General features: G+C 67.0%; 12 protein-coding genes, 4 tRNA genes and 1 pseudogene. 7 read left to right on the forward strand and 10 right to left on the reverse strand.

The genetic code is table 11. The features are described from left to right. The first annotated feature begins 155 nt into the window (after positions 1–155). Complete coding sequence (locus C5O18_RS10285) at positions 156–332, forward strand: hypothetical protein (RefSeq protein WP_158249230.1); 177 nt, start codon at positions 156–158, stop codon at positions 330–332. A gap of 202 nt (positions 333–534) precedes the next feature. Here C5O18_RS10285 and C5O18_RS01325 read toward each other — a convergent pair. The 4 genes from C5O18_RS01325 to C5O18_RS01340 form a co-directional block, all read right to left on the reverse strand. Further along, a tRNA-Lys gene (locus C5O18_RS01325) sits at positions 535–610 on the reverse strand. Between the two features lie 56 nt (positions 611–666). Continuing rightward, positions 667–742: transfer RNA gene (locus C5O18_RS01330), tRNA-His, on the reverse strand. Positions 743–761: 19 nt separating this feature from the next. Next, positions 762–838: transfer RNA gene (locus tag C5O18_RS01335), tRNA-Arg, on the reverse strand. Between the two features lie 29 nt (positions 839–867). Beyond that, positions 868–944, reverse strand: a tRNA-Pro gene (locus tag C5O18_RS01340). 413 nt (positions 945–1357) lie between these two features. On the opposite strand from C5O18_RS01340, the gene tig reads away from it, so the two are divergent. The 6 genes and pseudogenes from tig (at position 1358) to C5O18_RS01370 (ending at position 9859) form a co-directional block, all read left to right on the forward strand. Then, entirely contained in the window at positions 1358–2662 is a 1305-nt protein-coding gene (gene tig, locus C5O18_RS01345) for a trigger factor (RefSeq protein ID WP_105191084.1), read from the forward strand. A gap of 206 nt (positions 2663–2868) precedes the next feature. After that, the gene (clpP, locus tag C5O18_RS01350) at positions 2869–3468 is read left to right on the forward strand and encodes an ATP-dependent Clp endopeptidase proteolytic subunit ClpP (protein WP_105191094.1); all 600 of its coding nucleotides are present in this window, start codon (positions 2869–2871) and stop codon (positions 3466–3468) included. A gap of 75 nt (positions 3469–3543) precedes the next feature. After that, entirely contained in the window at positions 3544–4833 is a 1290-nt protein-coding gene (gene clpX / locus C5O18_RS01355) for an ATP-dependent Clp protease ATP-binding subunit ClpX (RefSeq protein WP_105191085.1), read from the forward strand. A gap of 263 nt (positions 4834–5096) precedes the next feature. Next, positions 5097–7394 (forward strand): annotated as a pseudogene (gene lon, locus C5O18_RS01360) (endopeptidase La); the annotation flags it as partial. Between the two features lie 193 nt (positions 7395–7587). Continuing rightward, entirely contained in the window at positions 7588–7863 is a 276-nt protein-coding gene (locus tag C5O18_RS01365) for an HU family DNA-binding protein (protein WP_105191086.1), read from the forward strand. A gap of 103 nt (positions 7864–7966) precedes the next feature. Beyond that, the gene (locus C5O18_RS01370) at positions 7967–9859 is read left to right on the forward strand and encodes a SurA N-terminal domain-containing protein (protein WP_105191087.1); all 1893 of its coding nucleotides are present in this window, start codon (positions 7967–7969) and stop codon (positions 9857–9859) included. A 112-nt stretch (positions 9860–9971) separates the two neighbouring features. On the opposite strand, the gene C5O18_RS01375 is transcribed toward C5O18_RS01370, so the two are convergent. The 6 genes from C5O18_RS01375 to C5O18_RS01400 all read right to left on the reverse strand — a co-directional run. Beyond that, positions 9972–10763 (reverse strand): enoyl-ACP reductase FabI, encoded by a 792-nt coding sequence (locus tag C5O18_RS01375; protein ID WP_105191088.1) that lies wholly within the window; start codon positions 10761–10763, stop codon positions 9972–9974. A 99-nt stretch (positions 10764–10862) separates the two neighbouring features. Continuing rightward, positions 10863–12512 carry an ABC transporter ATP-binding protein gene (locus C5O18_RS01380; RefSeq protein WP_105191089.1) on the reverse strand — a complete coding sequence of 550 codons (1650 nt, stop codon included), beginning with the start codon at positions 12510–12512 and terminating at the stop codon, positions 10863–10865. Further along, positions 12481–13533 (reverse strand): ABC transporter permease, encoded by a 1053-nt coding sequence (locus tag C5O18_RS01385; protein WP_105191090.1) that lies wholly within the window; start codon positions 13531–13533, stop codon positions 12481–12483. The genes C5O18_RS01380 and C5O18_RS01385 overlap by 32 nt, the downstream gene beginning before the upstream one ends. After that, entirely contained in the window at positions 13530–14624 is a 1095-nt protein-coding gene (yejB, locus tag C5O18_RS01390; RefSeq protein WP_105191091.1) for a microcin C ABC transporter permease YejB, read from the reverse strand. The genes C5O18_RS01385 and yejB overlap by 4 nt, the downstream gene beginning before the upstream one ends. Continuing rightward, positions 14624–16498: an extracellular solute-binding protein gene (locus C5O18_RS01395; protein WP_105191092.1), complete on the reverse strand. Its 1875-nt coding sequence runs from the start codon at positions 16496–16498 to the stop codon at positions 14624–14626. Before C5O18_RS01395 ends, yejB begins: the two co-directional genes overlap by 1 nt. Before the next feature lie 30 nt (positions 16499–16528). Beyond that, positions 16529–17131 (reverse strand): LysM peptidoglycan-binding domain-containing protein (locus C5O18_RS01400; RefSeq protein WP_206389681.1); only part of this gene is annotated, 603 nt, incomplete at its 5' end.

Raw genomic sequence — 17131 nt, forward strand, 5'->3', positions numbered from 1 at the left:
ATGCAAAACATATATCAATAAAAACTCAGCGACCTTGCCATGACGTTTTTCATGGATTCTGGTTTACGATGCATCACACATGAATACATCTTGATCCACTTGATTTGCTACAGTTTTTACAAACGGTGGCGCAGGTATTTGGCGGTATTTATTCCATGACGGAACAGCCCTCCCTCCATGAGGAGCTTGTGCATCTGAGATCGGAGATCGGCCGGCTGACGGACGAGATCACCGGTCTGACCAAGGAAAATGATGTGCTCCGCTCTGAAATCAATTTTCTCAAGCGTGCTGCCGAGTATTTCTACAAGGAAAGTCTCGACGCCCGCCGCTGATTGCTCCTGCCTCCTGCGCAAGCTCGTGGTGACGCGCGCCTGGCGATGAGCAGCATCATTGCCGCGGGCTATCGCGGGTTTCCTGCGGGCCGGCATGCCGTGTCGTCACAGGGCTGGCAAGCCGGCGCACTAGAAATGAAAAAGCCCCGCATAGCGGGGCTTTTTCATTTCCCGCCCGGTGGTCCCGGGAGGGCATCGAATTTGGTGGGCCGTGAAGGATTCGAACCTTCGACCAATGGATTAAGAGTCCACTGCTCTACCAACTGAGCTAACGGCCCGCAGGGTGACGCGGGGGTACTACATTCTACAACATCCACCGCCGGAGCGGAGGGGGTGGGGTGGCCGATGGGACTCGAACCCACGACAGCCGGAATCACAATCCGGGACTCTACCAACTGAGCTACGGCCACCACATTTTCGCATGAGGGTTGGCGCGCCCGGCAGGGCTCGAACCTGCGACCCTCGGCTTAGAAGGCCGATGCTCTATCCAGCTGAGCTACGAGCGCATTCCGCTTGTGCCAGACCTGGGAGCTTTTGGTCGGGGTAGAGGGATTCGAACCCCCGACATCCTGCTCCCAAAGCAGGCGCGCTACCGGACTGCGCTATACCCCGATCTTGCAGCCTGAACTGCCGAACCGGCGTGCCTCATTGCGAGGGCGCATATTACGGAGATGCCCCCGGAGCGTCAACACAATATATCGCGCCTGGCGCTCGACTGCCGAAAGTTTCGGCATGTGGCGACGATGGGGCCGCATGCCACGCATGTCCTATATAGATGGAAACAGCGCGGGCAGAGGCAGCCAGGCAACGGCGGGCAGATGCTCGCACCAGCCAGGGCAGCCGTCGCTGCCGGGGGCATCGGGCGTGCAGGGCTTGCGGTGGTACCGGGGCTGCGCGCTCCTGCCGATGGCGGTCTTTCATTCTGTCCGGCTTTCTCTATAATCCTGACCCTTGCTTTTCGGCAGGTGCTGCCGCGAGCCCCGTTTTCCGTCCGCCAGGACTCCTACCCATTTGCTGAGGTTGTCATGCAAGTCACTGTTGAAACCGTCTCCAACCTGGAACGCCGCGTCAAGGTGGTGGTGCCTGCCGCCAAGATCGACCAGGACGTCAGCGCGCGCGTGGCCAAGGCCGCCCGCACCATCCGCATGGATGGCTTCCGTCCGGGCAAGGTGCCGCTTTCCCTGGTGCAGAAGCGTTTCGGCGAGTCCATCCGCCAGGAAGCCCTGGGCGAGATCATCCGTGACAGCTTCTACGAAGCCGTGACCCAGGAAAAGCTGAACCCGGCCGGTTTCCCGAGCATCGAGGAAGTGACCGACAAGGCTGGCGAAGACCTGGCCTTCACCGCCCTGGTCGAGGTCTATCCGGAACTGGCGCTGGCCGGCTTCGGCGACATCAAGGTCGAGCGCCCGGTGGTCGAGATCAGCGATGCCGACATCGATGAAATGATCGAGAACCTGCGCAAGCAGCGCGCAACCTTCGAAGACAGCAGCGATGCCGCCGCCGATGGCGACAAGGTGACCCTGGACTTCGCCGGCACCATCGACGGCGAGGCCTTCGAAGGCGGCACCTCGCAGAACTTCGACCTGGTGCTGGGTTCCAATCGCATGATCCCGGGCTTCGAGACCGGCATCGTCGGCATCAAGGCCGGTGAAGAGCGCGACATCAACGTGACCTTCCCGTCCGACTACCAGGCCGAGCACCTGCGCGACAAGGCCGCGGTGTTCAAGATCACCGCCCACAAGGTCAGCAAGCAGGTGCTGCCGGCCGTCGACGAAGCCTTCCTGTCGGCCTTCGGTGTCAAGGACGGCGGCCTCGAGAAGTTCCGCGAAGACGTGCGCAAGAACATGACCCGCGAGCTGAAGCAGGCGGTGAAGAACAAGGTCAAGACCCAGATCATGGATGCGCTGCTGGCCGGCAACACGGTCGAGGCCCCCAAGGCCCTGGTCGCCAACGAGATCAACCGTCAGCGCCAGGCCATGTTCCAGCAGTTCGGCGGCGGCGCCAAGCTGGACCCGAAGATGCTGCCGGACGAGCTGTTCGCCGAGCAGGCTCAGCGCTCCGTCTCCCTCGGCCTGCTGATCAGCCAGATCATCAAGGACAAGGCCCTGGAAGTGGATCAGGAGCGCGTGCGCGTCCTGGTCGAGGAAGTGGCCGAGTCCTACGAGACTCCGGAAGACGTGGTGAACTACTACTACGGCAACCGCGAGCAGCTGGCCCAGGTCGAAGCCCTGGTGCTCGAGGACCAGGTGGTCGATGCGGTGCTGGGTGAAGCCCAGGTCACCGACCAGGCCGCCAAGTACGTCGACGTGGTGCGTTCGACTGCTCGCTGATCGCGCGGTCCGCTGCCCGCGGCCTTGACCTCGGGCTGCTCTGCCATGACACTCCCGGTGTATGTCCCTGACTGCCCGGGAGTGTTTTTTTGTGCGCCCGCGGGGCTTCGCGTCCCGGGGCATGGCGGCAGGGCCGGTGTCATCACGCATCCGTTCACACAGGATTTCACATGAAGATCGATTACTCGGCAGGTATCCCGCAGGGCATGGAGCCCCGCAACCTGGGCCTGGTGCCCATGGTGGTCGAACAGTCGGCACGCGGCGAGCGCGCCTTCGACATCTACTCGCGCCTGCTGCAGGAGCGCGTGATCTTCCTGGTCGGCCAGGTCGAGGACCACATGGCCAACCTGGTGGTGGCGCAGCTGCTGTTCCTGGAGTCGGTCAATCCGGACAAGGACATCCATATCTACATCAACTCGCCGGGCGGTTCGGTCACGGCGGGCATGGCGATCTACGACACCATGAAGTTCATCAAGCCGGACGTGTCCACCACCTGCATCGGCCAGGCCGCCTCCATGGGCGCCTTCCTGCTCTCGGCGGGCACCAAGGGCAAGCGTTTCTGCCTGCCCAACTCGCGCGTGATGATCCACCAGCCGCTGGGCGGCTTCCAGGGCCAGGCCTCGGACATCGCCATCCACGCGCAGGAAATCCTGCAGATCAAGCACCGCCTGAACGAGCTGCTGGCCGAGCACAGCGGTCAGCCCATCGAGAAGATCGAGCGTGATACGGATCGCGACAACTTCATGACGGCGGATGATGCCCGCCAGTACGGTCTGATCGACCAGGTGCTGGCCAAGCGTCCGTAAGACCCGGACGCGGGCTTCGGTTACAGATAAAGACAGCCCGGCGGCAGTGGCAGGCCGGGCAACAGAGGGGCAGGAATGACGGAAGAAAGACGGGGCGGGGACAGCAAGCTGCTGTTCTGTTCGTTCTGCGGCAAGAGCCAGCACGAGGTCCGCAAGCTGATCGCGGGCCCGTCGGTCTACATCTGCGACGAGTGCGTCGATCTCTGCAACGACATCATCCGCGAGGAAGTGCAGGACAAGACCGACGAGAAGACGGCCGACCGGCTGCCGACGCCGCGCGAGCTGAAGTCCACGCTCGATGACTACGTCATCGGCCAGGACCAGGCCAAGCGCGTGCTCGCCGTGGCCGTGTACAACCACTACAAGCGCCTGCGCGCGGGCATGAAGAAGGCCCAGGGCAGCCGCGGCACCGAGGTCGAGCTGTCGAAGAGCAATATCCTGCTCATCGGCCCGACCGGCTCGGGCAAGACGCTGCTGGCCGAAACGCTGGCGCGCCTGCTCAACGTGCCGTTCACCATCGCCGACGCGACCACGCTGACGGAAGCCGGCTATGTCGGCGAGGATGTCGAGAACATCATCCAGAAGCTGCTGCAGAAGTGCGACTACGACGTCGAGAAGGCGCAGACGGGCATTGTCTACATCGACGAGATCGACAAGATCTCGCGCAAGTCGGACAACCCGTCGATCACTCGCGACGTGTCGGGCGAGGGCGTGCAGCAGGCGCTGCTCAAGCTCATCGAGGGCACCATTGCCAGCGTGCCGCCGCAGGGTGGCCGCAAGCACCCGCAGCAGGAGTTCCTGCAGGTCGACACCTCGAACATCCTGTTCATCGTCGGTGGCGCTTTCGCGGGCCTGGACAAGGTCATCCAGCAGCGCTCCGAGCCGGGCGGCATCGGCTTCGGCGCTTCGGTGAAGAGCGTGTCCAAGGCGCCGAGCACGGGCGAGCTGTTCCAGAGCGTGCAGCCCGAGGATCTGGTCAAGTTCGGCCTGATCCCGGAGTTCGTCGGCCGCCTGCCGGTGGTGGCGACGCTGACCGAGCTCAACGAGGAAGCGCTGGTGCAGATCCTGACCGAGCCGAAGAACGCGCTGACCAAGCAGTACGGCAAGCTCTTCGACATGGAGGGGGCTGCGCTGGAGTTCCGTCCCGAGGCGCTCAAGGCCATCGCTGGCAAGGCGCTGGAGCGCAAGACCGGTGCGCGCGGCCTGCGCTCCATCCTCGAGGGCATCCTGCTCGGCACCATGTACGAGTTGCCGTCGCTGGAAGGCGTCAGCAAGGTGGTGGTGGACGAGAAGGTGGTGCAGGGCGAGTCCGATCCGCTGCTGGTCTATGACAACCCGGAAACCGCGCGCGTGGTGCCGGAGTAAGTTCGCCGCGCGGCCTGGCGCCGTGCGGGATGTGCAAAAAAGGGCCCGCTCGGGCCCTTTTTTGTGGCCGCCATGGTCGGCGCTCCGTCCGCCGGCGCCAGCTGGCGGCACGCCGGAGCGGTGCCCGGTCTTTGCTTTCCTGACTCTTTTTGTCGGCTTTTCGATCAAAGCCGCCATGACGACCTTGTAATCCACCTGCATCTCCCCCAGAAAGCAGACATGTGCCCGGGGAAAACGGCCCCGGCAGAGTCCGGAGAACAAGCATGGTGTCTGAGCGACTGCAGCTTCCGCTGCTGCCCCTGCGTGATGTCGTCATCTACCCGCACATGGTCATTCCGCTGTTCGTGGGCCGCGAGCGCTCGATCGAGGCGCTGGACCAGGCCATGGCCGCCGACAAGCAGATCTTCCTGGTGTCGCAGAAGGATGCCGCCGAGGATGACCCGCGCCAGCCCGGCCTCTACGCGATCGGCACCGTGGCGCAGATCCTGCAGCTGCTGAAGCTGCCCGACGGCACCGTCAAGGTGCTGGTCGAGGGCCTGCGTCGCGCCGAGCTGACCGATGTCGAGGAGCGCGACCAGGCGCTGATCGCCGGCCTGCGCGAAATCCCCGCCGAGGACCTGGTGCGTGCCGAGGCAGAGGTGCTGGCACGCACGCTGCTGGGCCAGTTCGACCAGTACGTCAAGCTCTCGAAGAAGGTCGCCAACGAGGTGCTGACCTCGGTGGCCGGCATCGACGAGCCCGGCCGCCTCGCCGATACCATCGCCGCGCACCTGTCGCTGCGGCTGGAGGAGAAGCAGGCCATCCTCGATATCCTGCCGGTGCAGGAGCGCGTCGAGCACCTGATGGCGCTGATGGAGTCCGAGATCGATGTGCTCAAGGTCGAGAAGCGCATCCGCGGCCGCGTCAAGAAGCAGATGGAGAAGAGCCAGCGCGAGTACTACCTGAACGAGCAGATCAAGGCCATCCAGAAGGAGCTGGGCGATCTCGGCGAGGGTGGCGAGGACGAGCTGTCGGAGATCGAACAGCGCATGGTGCGTGCCGGCCTGCCGCTGNCTACATCGACTGGATGCTGGGCGTGCCCTGGAAGAAGCGCAGCAAGGTGCGCATCGACCTGCAGAAGGCGCGCGAGATCCTCGACGCCGACCACTTCGGCCTGGAGGAGGTCAAGGACCGCATCCTCGAGTACCTCGCCGTGCAGTCGCGGGTGAAGAAGCTCAACGGCCCGGTGCTCTGCCTGGTCGGCCCGCCGGGCGTGGGCAAGACCTCGCTCGGCCAGTCCATCGCCAAGGCCACCAACCGCCAGTTCGTGCGCATGGCGCTGGGCGGCGTGCGTGACGAAGCCGAGATCCGCGGTCACCGCCGCACCTACATCGGCTCCATGCCGGGCAAGCTGATCCAGAAGCTGTCCAAGGTCGGCGTGCGCAATCCGCTGTTCCTGCTCGACGAAATCGACAAGATGGCTTCCGACATGCGCGGCGATCCGTCGTCGGCGCTGCTGGAGGTGCTCGATCCGGAGCAGAACAAGGCCTTCAACGACCACTACCTGGAGGTCGACTACGACCTGTCCGAGGTCATGTTCCTGTGCACCGCGAACTCCATGAACATTCCGGCGCCGCTGCTGGACCGCATGGAGATCATCCGCCTGCCCGGCTACACCGAGGACGAAAAGGTCGGCATCGCCCGCCAGTACCTGATTCCGAAGCAGCTGGAGGCCGCCGGCCTGAAGCCGGACGAGCTGTCGCTGAGCGAAGGCGCCTGCCGCGACATCGTGCGCTACTACACCCGCGAGGCCGGCGTGCGCTCGCTTGACCGCGAGATCGCCAAGATCTGCCGCAAGGCGGTGAAGGAGGCGGTCATGGGCACGCGCAGCGGCCCGCTGACGGTCGACGAGGCCCGTCTCGAGGACTACCTCGGCGTGCGCAAGTTCAACTACGGCAAGGCCGAGGCGGAGGATCAGGTGGGCCAGGTCACCGGCCTGGCCTGGACCTCGGTGGGCGGCGAGCTGCTCACCATCGAGGCCGCTGCCGTGCCCGGCAAGGGCGGGGCGGTCATGACCGGCTCGCTGGGCGATGTCATGCAGGAATCCATTCGCGCGGCCATGACCGTGGTGCGTTCGCGCGCCCGCGTGCTCGGCCTGGCGCCGGACACCTGGGAGAAGCGTGACATCCACATCCACATGCCCGAGGGCGCTACGCCGAAGGACGGTCCGAGCGCCGGCATCGGCATGTGCACGGCGCTGGCCTCGGTGCTGACCGGCATCGCGGTGCGTGCCGATGTCGCCATGACCGGCGAGATCACGCTGCGCGGCCAGGTGCTGCCCATCGGCGGCCTGAAGGAGAAGCTGCTGGCGGCGCATCGCGGCGGCGTGCGCACGGTGATCATCCCGGACGAGAACGCGCGCGACCTGAAGGACATTCCGGAAACGGTGAAGTCGGCGCTGGAGATCCGCACGGTGAAATGGATCGACGAAGTGCTGGCGATCGCGCTCACGCAGCAGCCGGTGCCGCTCAGCGAGGAGGCCTATGCCGAGGGTCTGGCACGGGTCGAAAAGCGTGAAATCCCGGCGGCCAGTCACCATTGACCGGCTGCCGGGCTGTATTTTTGCCGTCTTCGGGGCGATTTCGCGGAGTTTTGCTTGACCCCCCGCAAGAGGGCGTTTTATAAATCCATCCACTCGGGCGACAGACGTCGTGTCGCCAGCGGAACACACAACAATCAAAACGGTTTTTCATCGCACATTGAAGGGGACTACCTGTGAACAAGTCTGAACTGATCGACGCCATCGCCGACGCCGCCAACCTGACCAAGGCCGATGCCGGCCGTGCTCTGGATGCGACGGTTGCTGCCGTGACCGCCGCCCTGAAGGCTGGTGACGCAGTCACCCTCGTCGGCTTCGGCACCTTCGCCGTCAAGGAGCGCGCCGCCCGCACCGGCCGCAACCCGCAGACCGGCAAGGAAATCAAGATCGCCGCCTCGAAGACCCCGTCCTTCAAGGCCGGCAAGGGTCTGAAGGACGCCGTCAACGGCTGATGCCCTGCCGCAAGGCGTTCCGGCATACCTCGAGAGCGCGCCCTGATCGGCGCGCTTTTTTCATCCTGCAGGGGCAGGACTTCTGATTCGGCTGTAGGTCTCCATGCAAGAATTTCGTGAAATGGTACGCGGCTGGCTGGGCAAGAGCCTGCTCGCGCTTCTGGCCATCCCGTTTGTGTTCGTGGGCATCGAGTCCTATTTCGGCGGCAGCTCCGATCCGGTGGTGGCCGAGGTGGACGGCAACGAGATCAACCAGAGCCTGCTCGACCGCGCGGTGGACAACCAGCGTCAGCAGCTGCTGGCACGCATGGGGCCGGATGCCGTCCTCAGCGCCAGCGAACAGGCCGTCCTGCGCGAGCGCGTGCTGGACAGCCTGATCCAGCGCCAGCTGCTCACCGATGCTGCCGAACGCGCCGGCTACCGCGTCTCCGATGCCACCGTGCAGCAGCTGATCCGCGACACGCCGACCTTCCAGGAAGGCGGCCAGTTCTCGCCGCAGCGCTACATGCTGGCGCTGAGCCAGATCGGCGAGACGCCGAAGACCTTCCCGGCGCGAGCGCGCCAGGAGATCGTCACCACGCAGCGTCTCTCCGGCTGGCTGATGAGCTCGTTCGTCACCACCGCCGAGCTGGACCAGCTGGCGGCGCTGGACGGCCAGCAGCGTGACGTCTCCTACGCCGTGATCCCGGCCAGCCGCTTCCAGGCCCAGGCCACGGTGTCCGAAGCCGAGATCAAGGCCGACTACGACAAGTCCGGTGACCGTTTCCGCACGCCGGAGCAGGTCAGCGTGCAGTACCTGCTGCTGACCCGCGACCAGTTCGCCGCACAGGCCAAGGTCGAGCCGGCAGACATCCAGGCCCGCTACGACGAGCGCATCAAGGTTCTGTCCGCCAACGAGGAACGCCGTGCTTCGCACATCCTCATCGCGGTCGATGACAAGACCAAGGATGCCGATGCCAAGGCCCGGATCGAGAAGCTGGCCAAGGAGGTCGCCGAAGGCGCCGACTTCGCCGCGCTGGCCAAGGCCAACTCCTCGGATCCGGCTTCGGCACCGAATGGTGGCGACCTCGGCTATGCCGCTCACGGCATGTACGTGCCGGAGTTCGACAGCGCCCTGTTCGGTCTGGCCAGACCGGGTGACGTGTCGGCGGTCATCAAGACCCAGTTCGGCTATCACCTGATCAAGCTCGCCGATATCCGTCGTCCGGACGTGCCCAGCCTGGAGTCGCTGCGTCCGGCTCTGGAGAAGGAGGCCCGCGAAGCCAAGGCCGACGAGCTCTACAGCCATGCCGTCGAGAAGCTGGATGCCGAGGTCTACGAGTCCGCCGACCTGCAGGAGCCGGCGCGTCTGAACCAGATCGGCGTGCAGACCACGCCGCTGTTCGAGCGCACCGGCGGTGCCGGTATCGCGGCCGAGCGCCGTGTCGTCGACACGGCCTTCAGCGACGACGTGGTGAAGGATCGCAAGAACTCCGCCGCCATCACGCTCAAGGATGGCAGCACGCTCTGGCTGCGTCTCGCTAGCCACCAGCCGGCGCGCAAGCTGCCGCTGGCCGAGGTGTCGGATGCCATCCAGGCCCGCCTGAAGCAGCAGAAGGCCCTGGCCCTGGCGCTGGCCGAGGCCGAGAAGGTGCGTGATGCCAGCAAGGGCAAGTCGCTGGCCGAAGCCGCCGCCGCTGCCGGTCTGAGCCTGCAGACCCAGGCCGGTGTCGGTCGCCGCACCGTGCTGGCTTCGCCGGAGCTGCTCACCGATGTCTTCCGCGCGCCGCGTCCGGTCGACGGCAAGCCGGTCGCCGTTGCGGTGAAGCTGGGTGATGCCGCCGCCGTGCTGCAGGTCACCGCCGTGAAGCCGGGCGAGGCGCTGGCGCCGGAAGAGCGCAGCGTGACCCAGGGCATGCTGGCGCAGAACCGCGGCCAGCAGGAGCTGCAGGACGTGCTCGGCTTCCTCAAGCAGGAAGCCAAGGTGAAGCTGCACAAGTCCGCCTCGGCTGATTGAGGCGTCGACCGGGCGGCCGGGCCTGTCTTCGACAGCCCGGCTTGCCCCATGAAAAAAGCCCGCATATGCGGGCTTTTTTCATGGGGCGCTCATGGCGCCGGCCTTGGCCGGCTCAGATCGCGTCCAGCGACGGCATGGCAACGGTGTTGAAACCGCCGTCGACGTAGAGGATCTCGCCGCTGATGCCCGAGGCTAGGTCGGAGCTCAGGAAGGCGGCGGCGTTGCCGACCTCCTCGATGGTGACGTTGCGGCGCAGCGGCGTGGCGGCTTCGTTGTAGGACAGCATCTTGCGGAAGTCCTTGATGCCGCTGGCGGCCAGTGTGCGGATCGGGCCGGCGGAGATGCCGTTGACGCGGATGCCGTCCGGGCCGAGGCTGGCGCTGAGGTAGCGCACGTTGGCTTCCAGCGAGGCCTTGGCCAGGCCCATGACGTTGTAGTTCGGCACCACGCGCTCGGCACCGAGATAGGTCAGGGTCAGGATGCTGCCGTTGCGGCCCAGCATGAGCGGCTTGGCGGCCTGGGCGAGGGCGCCGAAGCTGAACGAGCTGATGTCGTGGGCGATGCGGAAGCCTTCTCGGGTGGTGACATCGACGTAGTTGCCTTCCAGCTCGTGGCCCGGGGCGTAGCCGACCGAATGCACCAGCACGTCGAGGCCGTCCCAGTGCTTGCCGAGGGAGACGAAGACTTCGCGGATCTCGTCATCGGAGGCGACGTCGCAGGGGAAGGTCAGAGTGGAGCCGAACTGGGCGGCGAATTCCTCGACGCGGCCGCGCAGCTTCTCGTTCTGATAGGTGAAGGCGAGTTCGGCGCCTTCACGGTGCATGGCCTGCGCAATGCCGAATGCGATCGAAAGCTTGCTGGCGATACCCACAATGAGTACGCGCTTGCCGGTCATCATGCCCATCTGTTGCTCCTGTCTAGTGATGGCTTAGGCCAGAACGGCCCGAGTATAGGCGGATTCCATGCCGGCTGGATGTCATCCATCCGTCCTATGCCACAAAAGTCAGGTCGGGAGCGCAGACAGCAACGCCCGGGTATACGCGTGCTGCGGCGAGGCGAAAACGCGCGCGCTGTCGCCCTGTTCGACGACACGGCCGTCGTGCAGCACCAGCACGCGATGGCAGAGCGCGCGCACCACGGCGAGGTCGTGGCTGATGAACAGGTAGCCGATGCCGGTCTGCTGCTGGATGTCGCGCAGCAGGCGCACGACCTCGCCCTGGGTGTGGCGGTCGAGCGCCGAGGTGGGTTCGTCGAGCACGATCAGCGCCGGTCGCAGGATGAGCGCGCGCGCCAGCGCGATGCGCTGGCGCTGGCCGCCGGAGAACTCGTGCGGATAGCGGTGCCGCGTTTCCGGGTCCAGCTTCACTGCGCGCAGGGCCTCGACCACGGCGCGGTCGCTGTCGGCGGCGGACAGCGACTGGTGCGCGTGCAGGCCTTCGGCGATCAGGTCGCCCACGGTCAGGCGCGGGCTCAGGCTGCCGTAGGGGTCCTGGAATACCATCTGCACATGTCGGCGCGCCTGGCGCAGCGGTTCGCCGCGCAGACTCAGCCAGTCGCGTCCGAGCAGCACCGCGCGGCCTTCCGCAGGCACCAGCCGGAGCAGGGCGGCGGCGAGGCTGGACTTGCCCGAACCGGACTCGCCGACGATGCCCAGGGCTTCGCCCTTGCGCAGCGTCAGGCCGAGGTCGCGCACGGCCTGGTGCCAGTCGGTGACGCGGCCCAGCCAGTTGCTCTGGCGCGGGTAGCGCACGCCCAGGCGGCTGACGGTGAGCAGGGCCGCGGAGGCTTCGGGCAGGGTGGCGGGCGCCTGATCCTGCAGCGGCTGCAGCAGCGTGCGGGTGTAGTCCTCGGCCGGTGTCGCGAACAGGGTGGCGGTCTCGGCCTGTTCGACCAGTCGCCCGGCGCGCATGACCGCCACGCGGTCGGCGTAGCGGCGGACCTGCGGCAGGTCGTGGCTGATGTGCAGGACAGCCAGGCCGCGGCTGCGCTGCAATTGCCGCAGCAGGTCGAGGATCTGCGTCTGCAGCAGGGCATCGAGCGCGGTGGTGGGCTCGTCGGCGATCAGCAGGCGCGGGCGGTTGGCCAGTGCCATGGCGATCACCACGCGCTGGCGCTGGCCGCCGGACAGCTCGTGCGGCCAGGCCTGCAGCCGGCGTTCGGGTTCGGGAATGCCGACCTCGCGCAGCAGCGCCAGCGCCTGCTTGCGCGCCTGCGCGTCGCCCACCGGCTGGTGCAGGCGGATGGCCTCGACCAGCTGCTTGCCGATGCGGTGCAGCGGGTTGAGCGCGGTCAGCGGCTCCTGGTAGACCATGCCGACGTCGCCGCCGCGCAGCCTCAGCAGGCGTTTGCGGCTCATGCCGGCCAGCGATTCCCCGGCGAAGCGGATGTCGCCGCTGGCGACCAGCGCCGGCGGCAGCAGGCGCAGGCAGGCCAGCGCGCTCAGCGACTTGCCGGAGCCGGACTCGCCGACCACGGCCAGCCATTCGCCGGCGTGCAGCGTCAGCGACAGGTCGTGCACCAGCGGCTGGCCGTCACGGGTGCGGATGTGCAGGCCGTCGATCTCCAGCAGTGCCGCATCGGCGTTTTGCCGGCTGGCCCCGTCGTGCGCGCGGGTGGCTGCCTCAGGGGTTGACGTGACGCGGGTCGAAGGCATCGCGCAGCCCCTCTCCAATGAAGACCAGCAGGGTGAGCAGGACGGACAGGCTGAAGAAGGCGGTGAGGCCCAGCCAGGGCGCCTGCAGGTTGTTCTTGCCCTGGGCGATCAGCTCGCCCAGCGAAGCCGAGCCCGGCGGCAGGCCGAAGCCGAGGAAGTCCAGCGAGGTCAGCAGGCCGATGGCGCCGGTGAAGATGAACGGCAGCATGGTCAGCGTGGTCACCATGGCATTGGGCAGGACATGACGCCATACCAGCGTCCAGGGCCGGACGCCGAGCGCGCGCGCGGCGCGCACGTAGTCGAGCTGGCGCGTGCGCAGGAACTCGGCGCGCACCAGGCCGCTGAGGTCGGTCCAGCTGAACAGCGCCAGCAGCGCCAGCAGCCACCAGAAGCCGGGCGTGACCAGGCTCGACAGGATGATGAGCATGAACAGCACCGGCAGCCCGGACCAGATCTCGGTCAGGCGCTGGCCGACCAGGTCGACCCAGCCGCCCCAGTAGCCCTGCGCGGCGCCGGCACCGACACCGAGCACCACGGTGGCCAGGGTGAGCAGGAAGGCGAAGGCGAGCGAGGTGCGCACGCCGTAGATCAGGCGCGCCAGCACATCGCGGCCCTGGTCGTCGGTGCCCAGCCAGTTGTCGCTGGTGGGCGGTGACGGCGTCGGTTCGGCGCGCTCGAAGTGGATGGTGTCGGCGTTGAAGCGGATCAGCGGCCAGAGCATCCAGCCCTGGTCGTTGATCAGCGCCTGCACGGCCGGGTCGCGGTATACCGTCGGCGATTCGAATTCGCCGCCGTAGCGGGTCTCCGGCACCTCCTGGAAGACGGGCATGATGAACTCGCCCTGGTAGCGCACCAGCAGCGGCTTGTCGTTGGCGATCAGCTCGGCACCGAGCGTGAGCACGAAGATGCCGAACAGCAGCCACAGCGACCACCAGGCGCGGCGGTTGGCGCGGAACTGGGCGAAGCGGCGCCGGGTCAGCGGCGAGAAGAGCGGTGGCGCGGCCGATGCGGGCTGGTTCATGACGCGCTCCGTGCGAAGTCGATGCGCGGGTCCACCAGCCGGTAGCAGAGGTCGCCGAGCAGGCGCAGCAGCATGCCCATGAGGGTGAACAGGAACAGGGTGCCGAAGATCACCGGGTAATCGCGGTTGATCACCGACTCGTAGCTGAGCAGGCCGAGGCCGTCGAGGTTGAAGATGATCTCGATCAGGAAGGCGCCGGTGAACAGGATGCCGAACAGCGTCGCCGGCAGGCCGGCGATGAGGATCAGCATGGCGTTGCGGAAGACGTGGCCGAGCAGCACGCGGCGCTCGTCGGCGCCCTTGGCGCGCGCGGTCAGCACGTACTGCTTCTGCAGCTCCTCGAGGAAGCTGTTGCGGGTGAACAGCGTCAGCGTGGCGAGGCCGCCGAGGGTCAGGCAGACCGTGGGCAGCACCATGTGGTGGGCGTAGTCGAGCAGCTTGCCCCAGGCCGACAGGCTGGCGAAGTCCTCCGAGGTCAGGCCCTGCATGGGGAACCACTGCCAGTAGCTGCCGCCGGCGAACAATATGATCAGCAGCAGCGCGAACAGGAAGCCGGGAATGGCGTAGGCGACGATGATCACGCCGCTGCTCCAGACATCGAAGCGGCTGCCCGGGGCCAGCGCCTTGCGGATGCCCAGCGGCACCGCGATCAGGTAGATCAGCAGCGTGCTCCACAGGCCCAGCGACAGCGACACCGGCAGCTTCTCCAGCACCAGGTCGAGCACGGGGATGTCACGGTAGAAACTGTCGCCGAGGTCGAAGCTGGCGAAGTCGGTGATCATCTTCCAGAAGCGTTCCGCCGGCGGCTTGTCGAAGCCGTACTGCTGCTCGATCTCCGCCACCAGCTCGGCGCTCAGGCCCTGGCTGCCGCGATAGCCGCCGGGACCGTGGCCGCCGCCGGCGGAAGCCAGGTCGCCGCCGCCGCCGACCGCGCCGCCGGCGCCCATGCTCGCGCCCAGCCCCTGCAACTGCGCCAGCGTGCGTTCCACCGGGCCGCCGGGCGCGGCCTGGATGATCAGGAAGTTGATGAGCAGGATGCCGAACAGGGTCGGGATCATGAGCAGCAGGCGACGGGCGATGTAGCTGGCCATCAGCGCGGTTCTCCAGAGGCCGGTGCGGTGTCCGCGGCGCCGTCATCGGCTGCGGCGCGGCTGCGGCGCTCGAGGCGGGCGGCCCTGGCCGCGTCCCACCACCAGGCGTCGATGCCGGTACCGTGGCGGGGCGGGCGCTCGGGCAGGCCGAAACGGTCCCAGCGCGCGATGCGGTAGGTGGGAATGTGGAACTGCGGAATCATCAGCCATTCGGCGCGCAGCACGCGGTCGAGCGCGCGCACTTCTGTGACCAGTTCCTCGCGGGTGCGGGCGCGGGTGATCTGGCCGATGAGGGCGTCGACCACCGGCGATTTCAGGCCCATGAGGTTGCCGCTGCCGGGGCTGTCGGCGGCCTGCGAGCCGAAGTAGCCCCAGAGCTCGTTGCCCGGCGACAGCGAGGCCGGGACACCGGTGACGGTGAGGTCGAAGTCGAACTGGCGCAGGCGCTCGATGTACTGCGCGGCATCGAGGATGCGGATGTCGAGGCGGATGCCGAGGCGGGCCAGGTTGCGTTTCAGCGGCTGCACGATGCGCTCGAACTCGGGCTGCACCAGCAGCATTTCCAGCTGCATGGCCTGGCCGGCGGCGTTGCGCAGGGCGCCGTCGCGGTAGTGCCAGCCGGCGGCCTTGAGCATGGCCTGGGCGCGCAGCAGGTTGTCGCGGTCGTAGCCGTCGCCGCGGCTGACTGGCGCCATCACGGCGGGGCCGAAGACGGCAGCCGGCAGCTGCTTGCGCCAGGGTTCGAGCAGGCGCCGCTCGGCCGCCGCCGGCTCGCCGCGCGCGGCCAGCTCGGAGTTGTCGAAGTAGCTGTGGGTGCGGCGGTAGGCGCCGTAGAAGAGGGCGCGGTTGGCCCACTCGAAGTCGAAGGCCTGGCTCAGTGCTTCGCGCACGCGGCGGTCGTCCAGCGGCTGGCGGCGCAGGTTGAAGGCGAAGCCCTGCATCGGCGACGGGTTCTGGTGCTGCTGTTCCAGCAGCACGACACGGCCGTCGCGCACGGCCGGGAAACGGTACTCGGTGGCCCAGGTCTTGGCCTTGTTCTCCTGGCGCAGGTCGAACTGGCCAGCCTTGAAGCCTTCGAAGGCCACGCCGCTGTCGCGGTAGAAAACGTAGCTGACCTCGTCGAAGTTGTACTGGCCACGGTTCACCGCCAGGTCGCGGCCCCAGTATTCCGGGTTGCGCCGGTAGCTGATGCGGCGGCCGGGCTCCAGGCTGCCGATCACGTACGGACCGCTGCCGACCGGAATGTCCAGGCCGCCGCGGGTGAAGTCGCGCTTGCGCCAGTAGTGCTCGGGCAGGATGGGCAGCTCGCCGACGATCATCGGCAGCTCGTGATTGTCCTTGCCGCGGAAGCGGAAGCGCACGGTCAGCGGGTCCAGCGCCTCGACGCTGGCGACATCGGCGAAATAGGCCTTGTATGCCGGCGCGCCCTGGCTGCGGATGATGTCGAAGCTGAACACCACATCGCGCGCGCGCACCGGGCGGCCGTCGCTGAAGCGCGCTTCCGGGCGCAGGCGGTAGATCACCCAGGAAGCATCGTCCGGGTCATGCTCGATGCTTTTCGCCAGCAGGCCGTAGCGGGTCATGGGCTCGTCTTCCGACGAGGTGGTCAGGGTGTCGTAGATCCGGCTCAGGCCATCGGCCGGAATGCCCTTGTTGATGAACTGGTTCAGGCTGTCGAAGGTGCCGAGCCCGTCGAGGCGCAGGCGGCCGCCCTTGGGGGCATCCGGGTTGACGTAGTCGAAGTGGCTGAAGCCGGCGGGCAGGGCGGGCGCGCCGCGCAGCGTCAGCGCATGGCTGGTCACGGGCGCGGCGGCCAGCGGGGAGGCCAGCGGCAGCAGCAGGGAAATCGTCAGGGCGCGCAGCAGAACGGACACCGGCCAAGCTCCTCGGTGGTCAGGCCCCGGTCACAGGGCCTTGACCTGCAGCATGTCGGGCAGCACGCGCAGGATCACGGTCTGCCCGGCCTTGAGCTGCTGCAGGTTGCCGTTCCAGGCGCGCAGTTCGGCCAGCGTGACCTGGTACTGGCGGCGCAGCGATTCCAGGGTTTCGCCCGGCAGCACCTTGCGGCGCAGCTCGACGCGGCGGTCGCTGTCGCCAATGCTGATGACCTGCGCCGCCGGCATGATGCCGGTGGCTGCCAGGGCCGGACGCGTGGCTGCTGTCATGCCGCCGGGAATGCGGACATCCTGGCCGATGTCGAGCGGCGTGCCCAGGCTGCTCTGGTTGTAGGCGCTGAGCTGGCCCGGATGGATGTCGTAGGCGCGGGCGATGGAGTACCAGGTCTCGCGCGCCTGCACGCGGTGGTGCCCGCCTTCCGCGGAGACCTGGCGCACGGCCACCGGCAGTGCCACGGCGGTGGCCGACGAGGAGGAGGTGCCGGCAGGCAGCGACACCACCGGCGCGGTCACCGCCGATGGCGTGCCGCCGGCATCGGCGACCAGCACCGGCACCGAACCGGGGAGAAGCTGGGCGAGCGCATTTTCGCGGCTCATGTCGAGTGTCACCGG

The organism is Amnimonas aquatica (genome assembly GCF_002943415.1).
Taxonomy (GTDB): Bacteria; Pseudomonadota; Gammaproteobacteria; order Pseudomonadales; family Moraxellaceae; genus Perlucidibaca; species Perlucidibaca aquatica_A.

What these genes read in the sequence shown, in the direction of transcription:
- C5O18_RS10285 (WP_158249230.1), top strand. Translation starts at nt 156, where the DNA reads ATGACGGAACAGCCCTCCCTCCATGAGGAGCTTGTGCATCTGAGATCG.
- tig (WP_105191084.1), top strand. Translation starts at nt 1,358, where the DNA reads ATGCAAGTCACTGTTGAAACCGTCTCCAACCTGGAACGCCGCGTCAAG.
- clpP (WP_105191094.1), top strand. Translation starts at nt 2,869, where the DNA reads ATGGAGCCCCGCAACCTGGGCCTGGTGCCCATGGTGGTCGAACAGTCG.
- clpX (WP_105191085.1), top strand. Translation starts at nt 3,544, where the DNA reads ATGACGGAAGAAAGACGGGGCGGGGACAGCAAGCTGCTGTTCTGTTCG.
- C5O18_RS01370 (WP_105191087.1), top strand. Translation starts at nt 7,967, where the DNA reads ATGCAAGAATTTCGTGAAATGGTACGCGGCTGGCTGGGCAAGAGCCTG.
- C5O18_RS01375 (WP_105191088.1), bottom strand. Translation starts at nt 10,763, where the DNA reads ATGGGCATGATGACCGGCAAGCGCGTACTCATTGTGGGTATCGCCAGC.
- C5O18_RS01380 (WP_105191089.1), bottom strand. Translation starts at nt 12,512, where the DNA reads ATGCCTTCGACCCGCGTCACGTCAACCCCTGAGGCAGCCACCCGCGCG.
- C5O18_RS01385 (WP_105191090.1), bottom strand. Translation starts at nt 13,533, where the DNA reads ATGAACCAGCCCGCATCGGCCGCGCCACCGCTCTTCTCGCCGCTGACC.
- yejB (WP_105191091.1), bottom strand. Translation starts at nt 14,624, where the DNA reads ATGGCCAGCTACATCGCCCGTCGCCTGCTGCTCATGATCCCGACCCTG.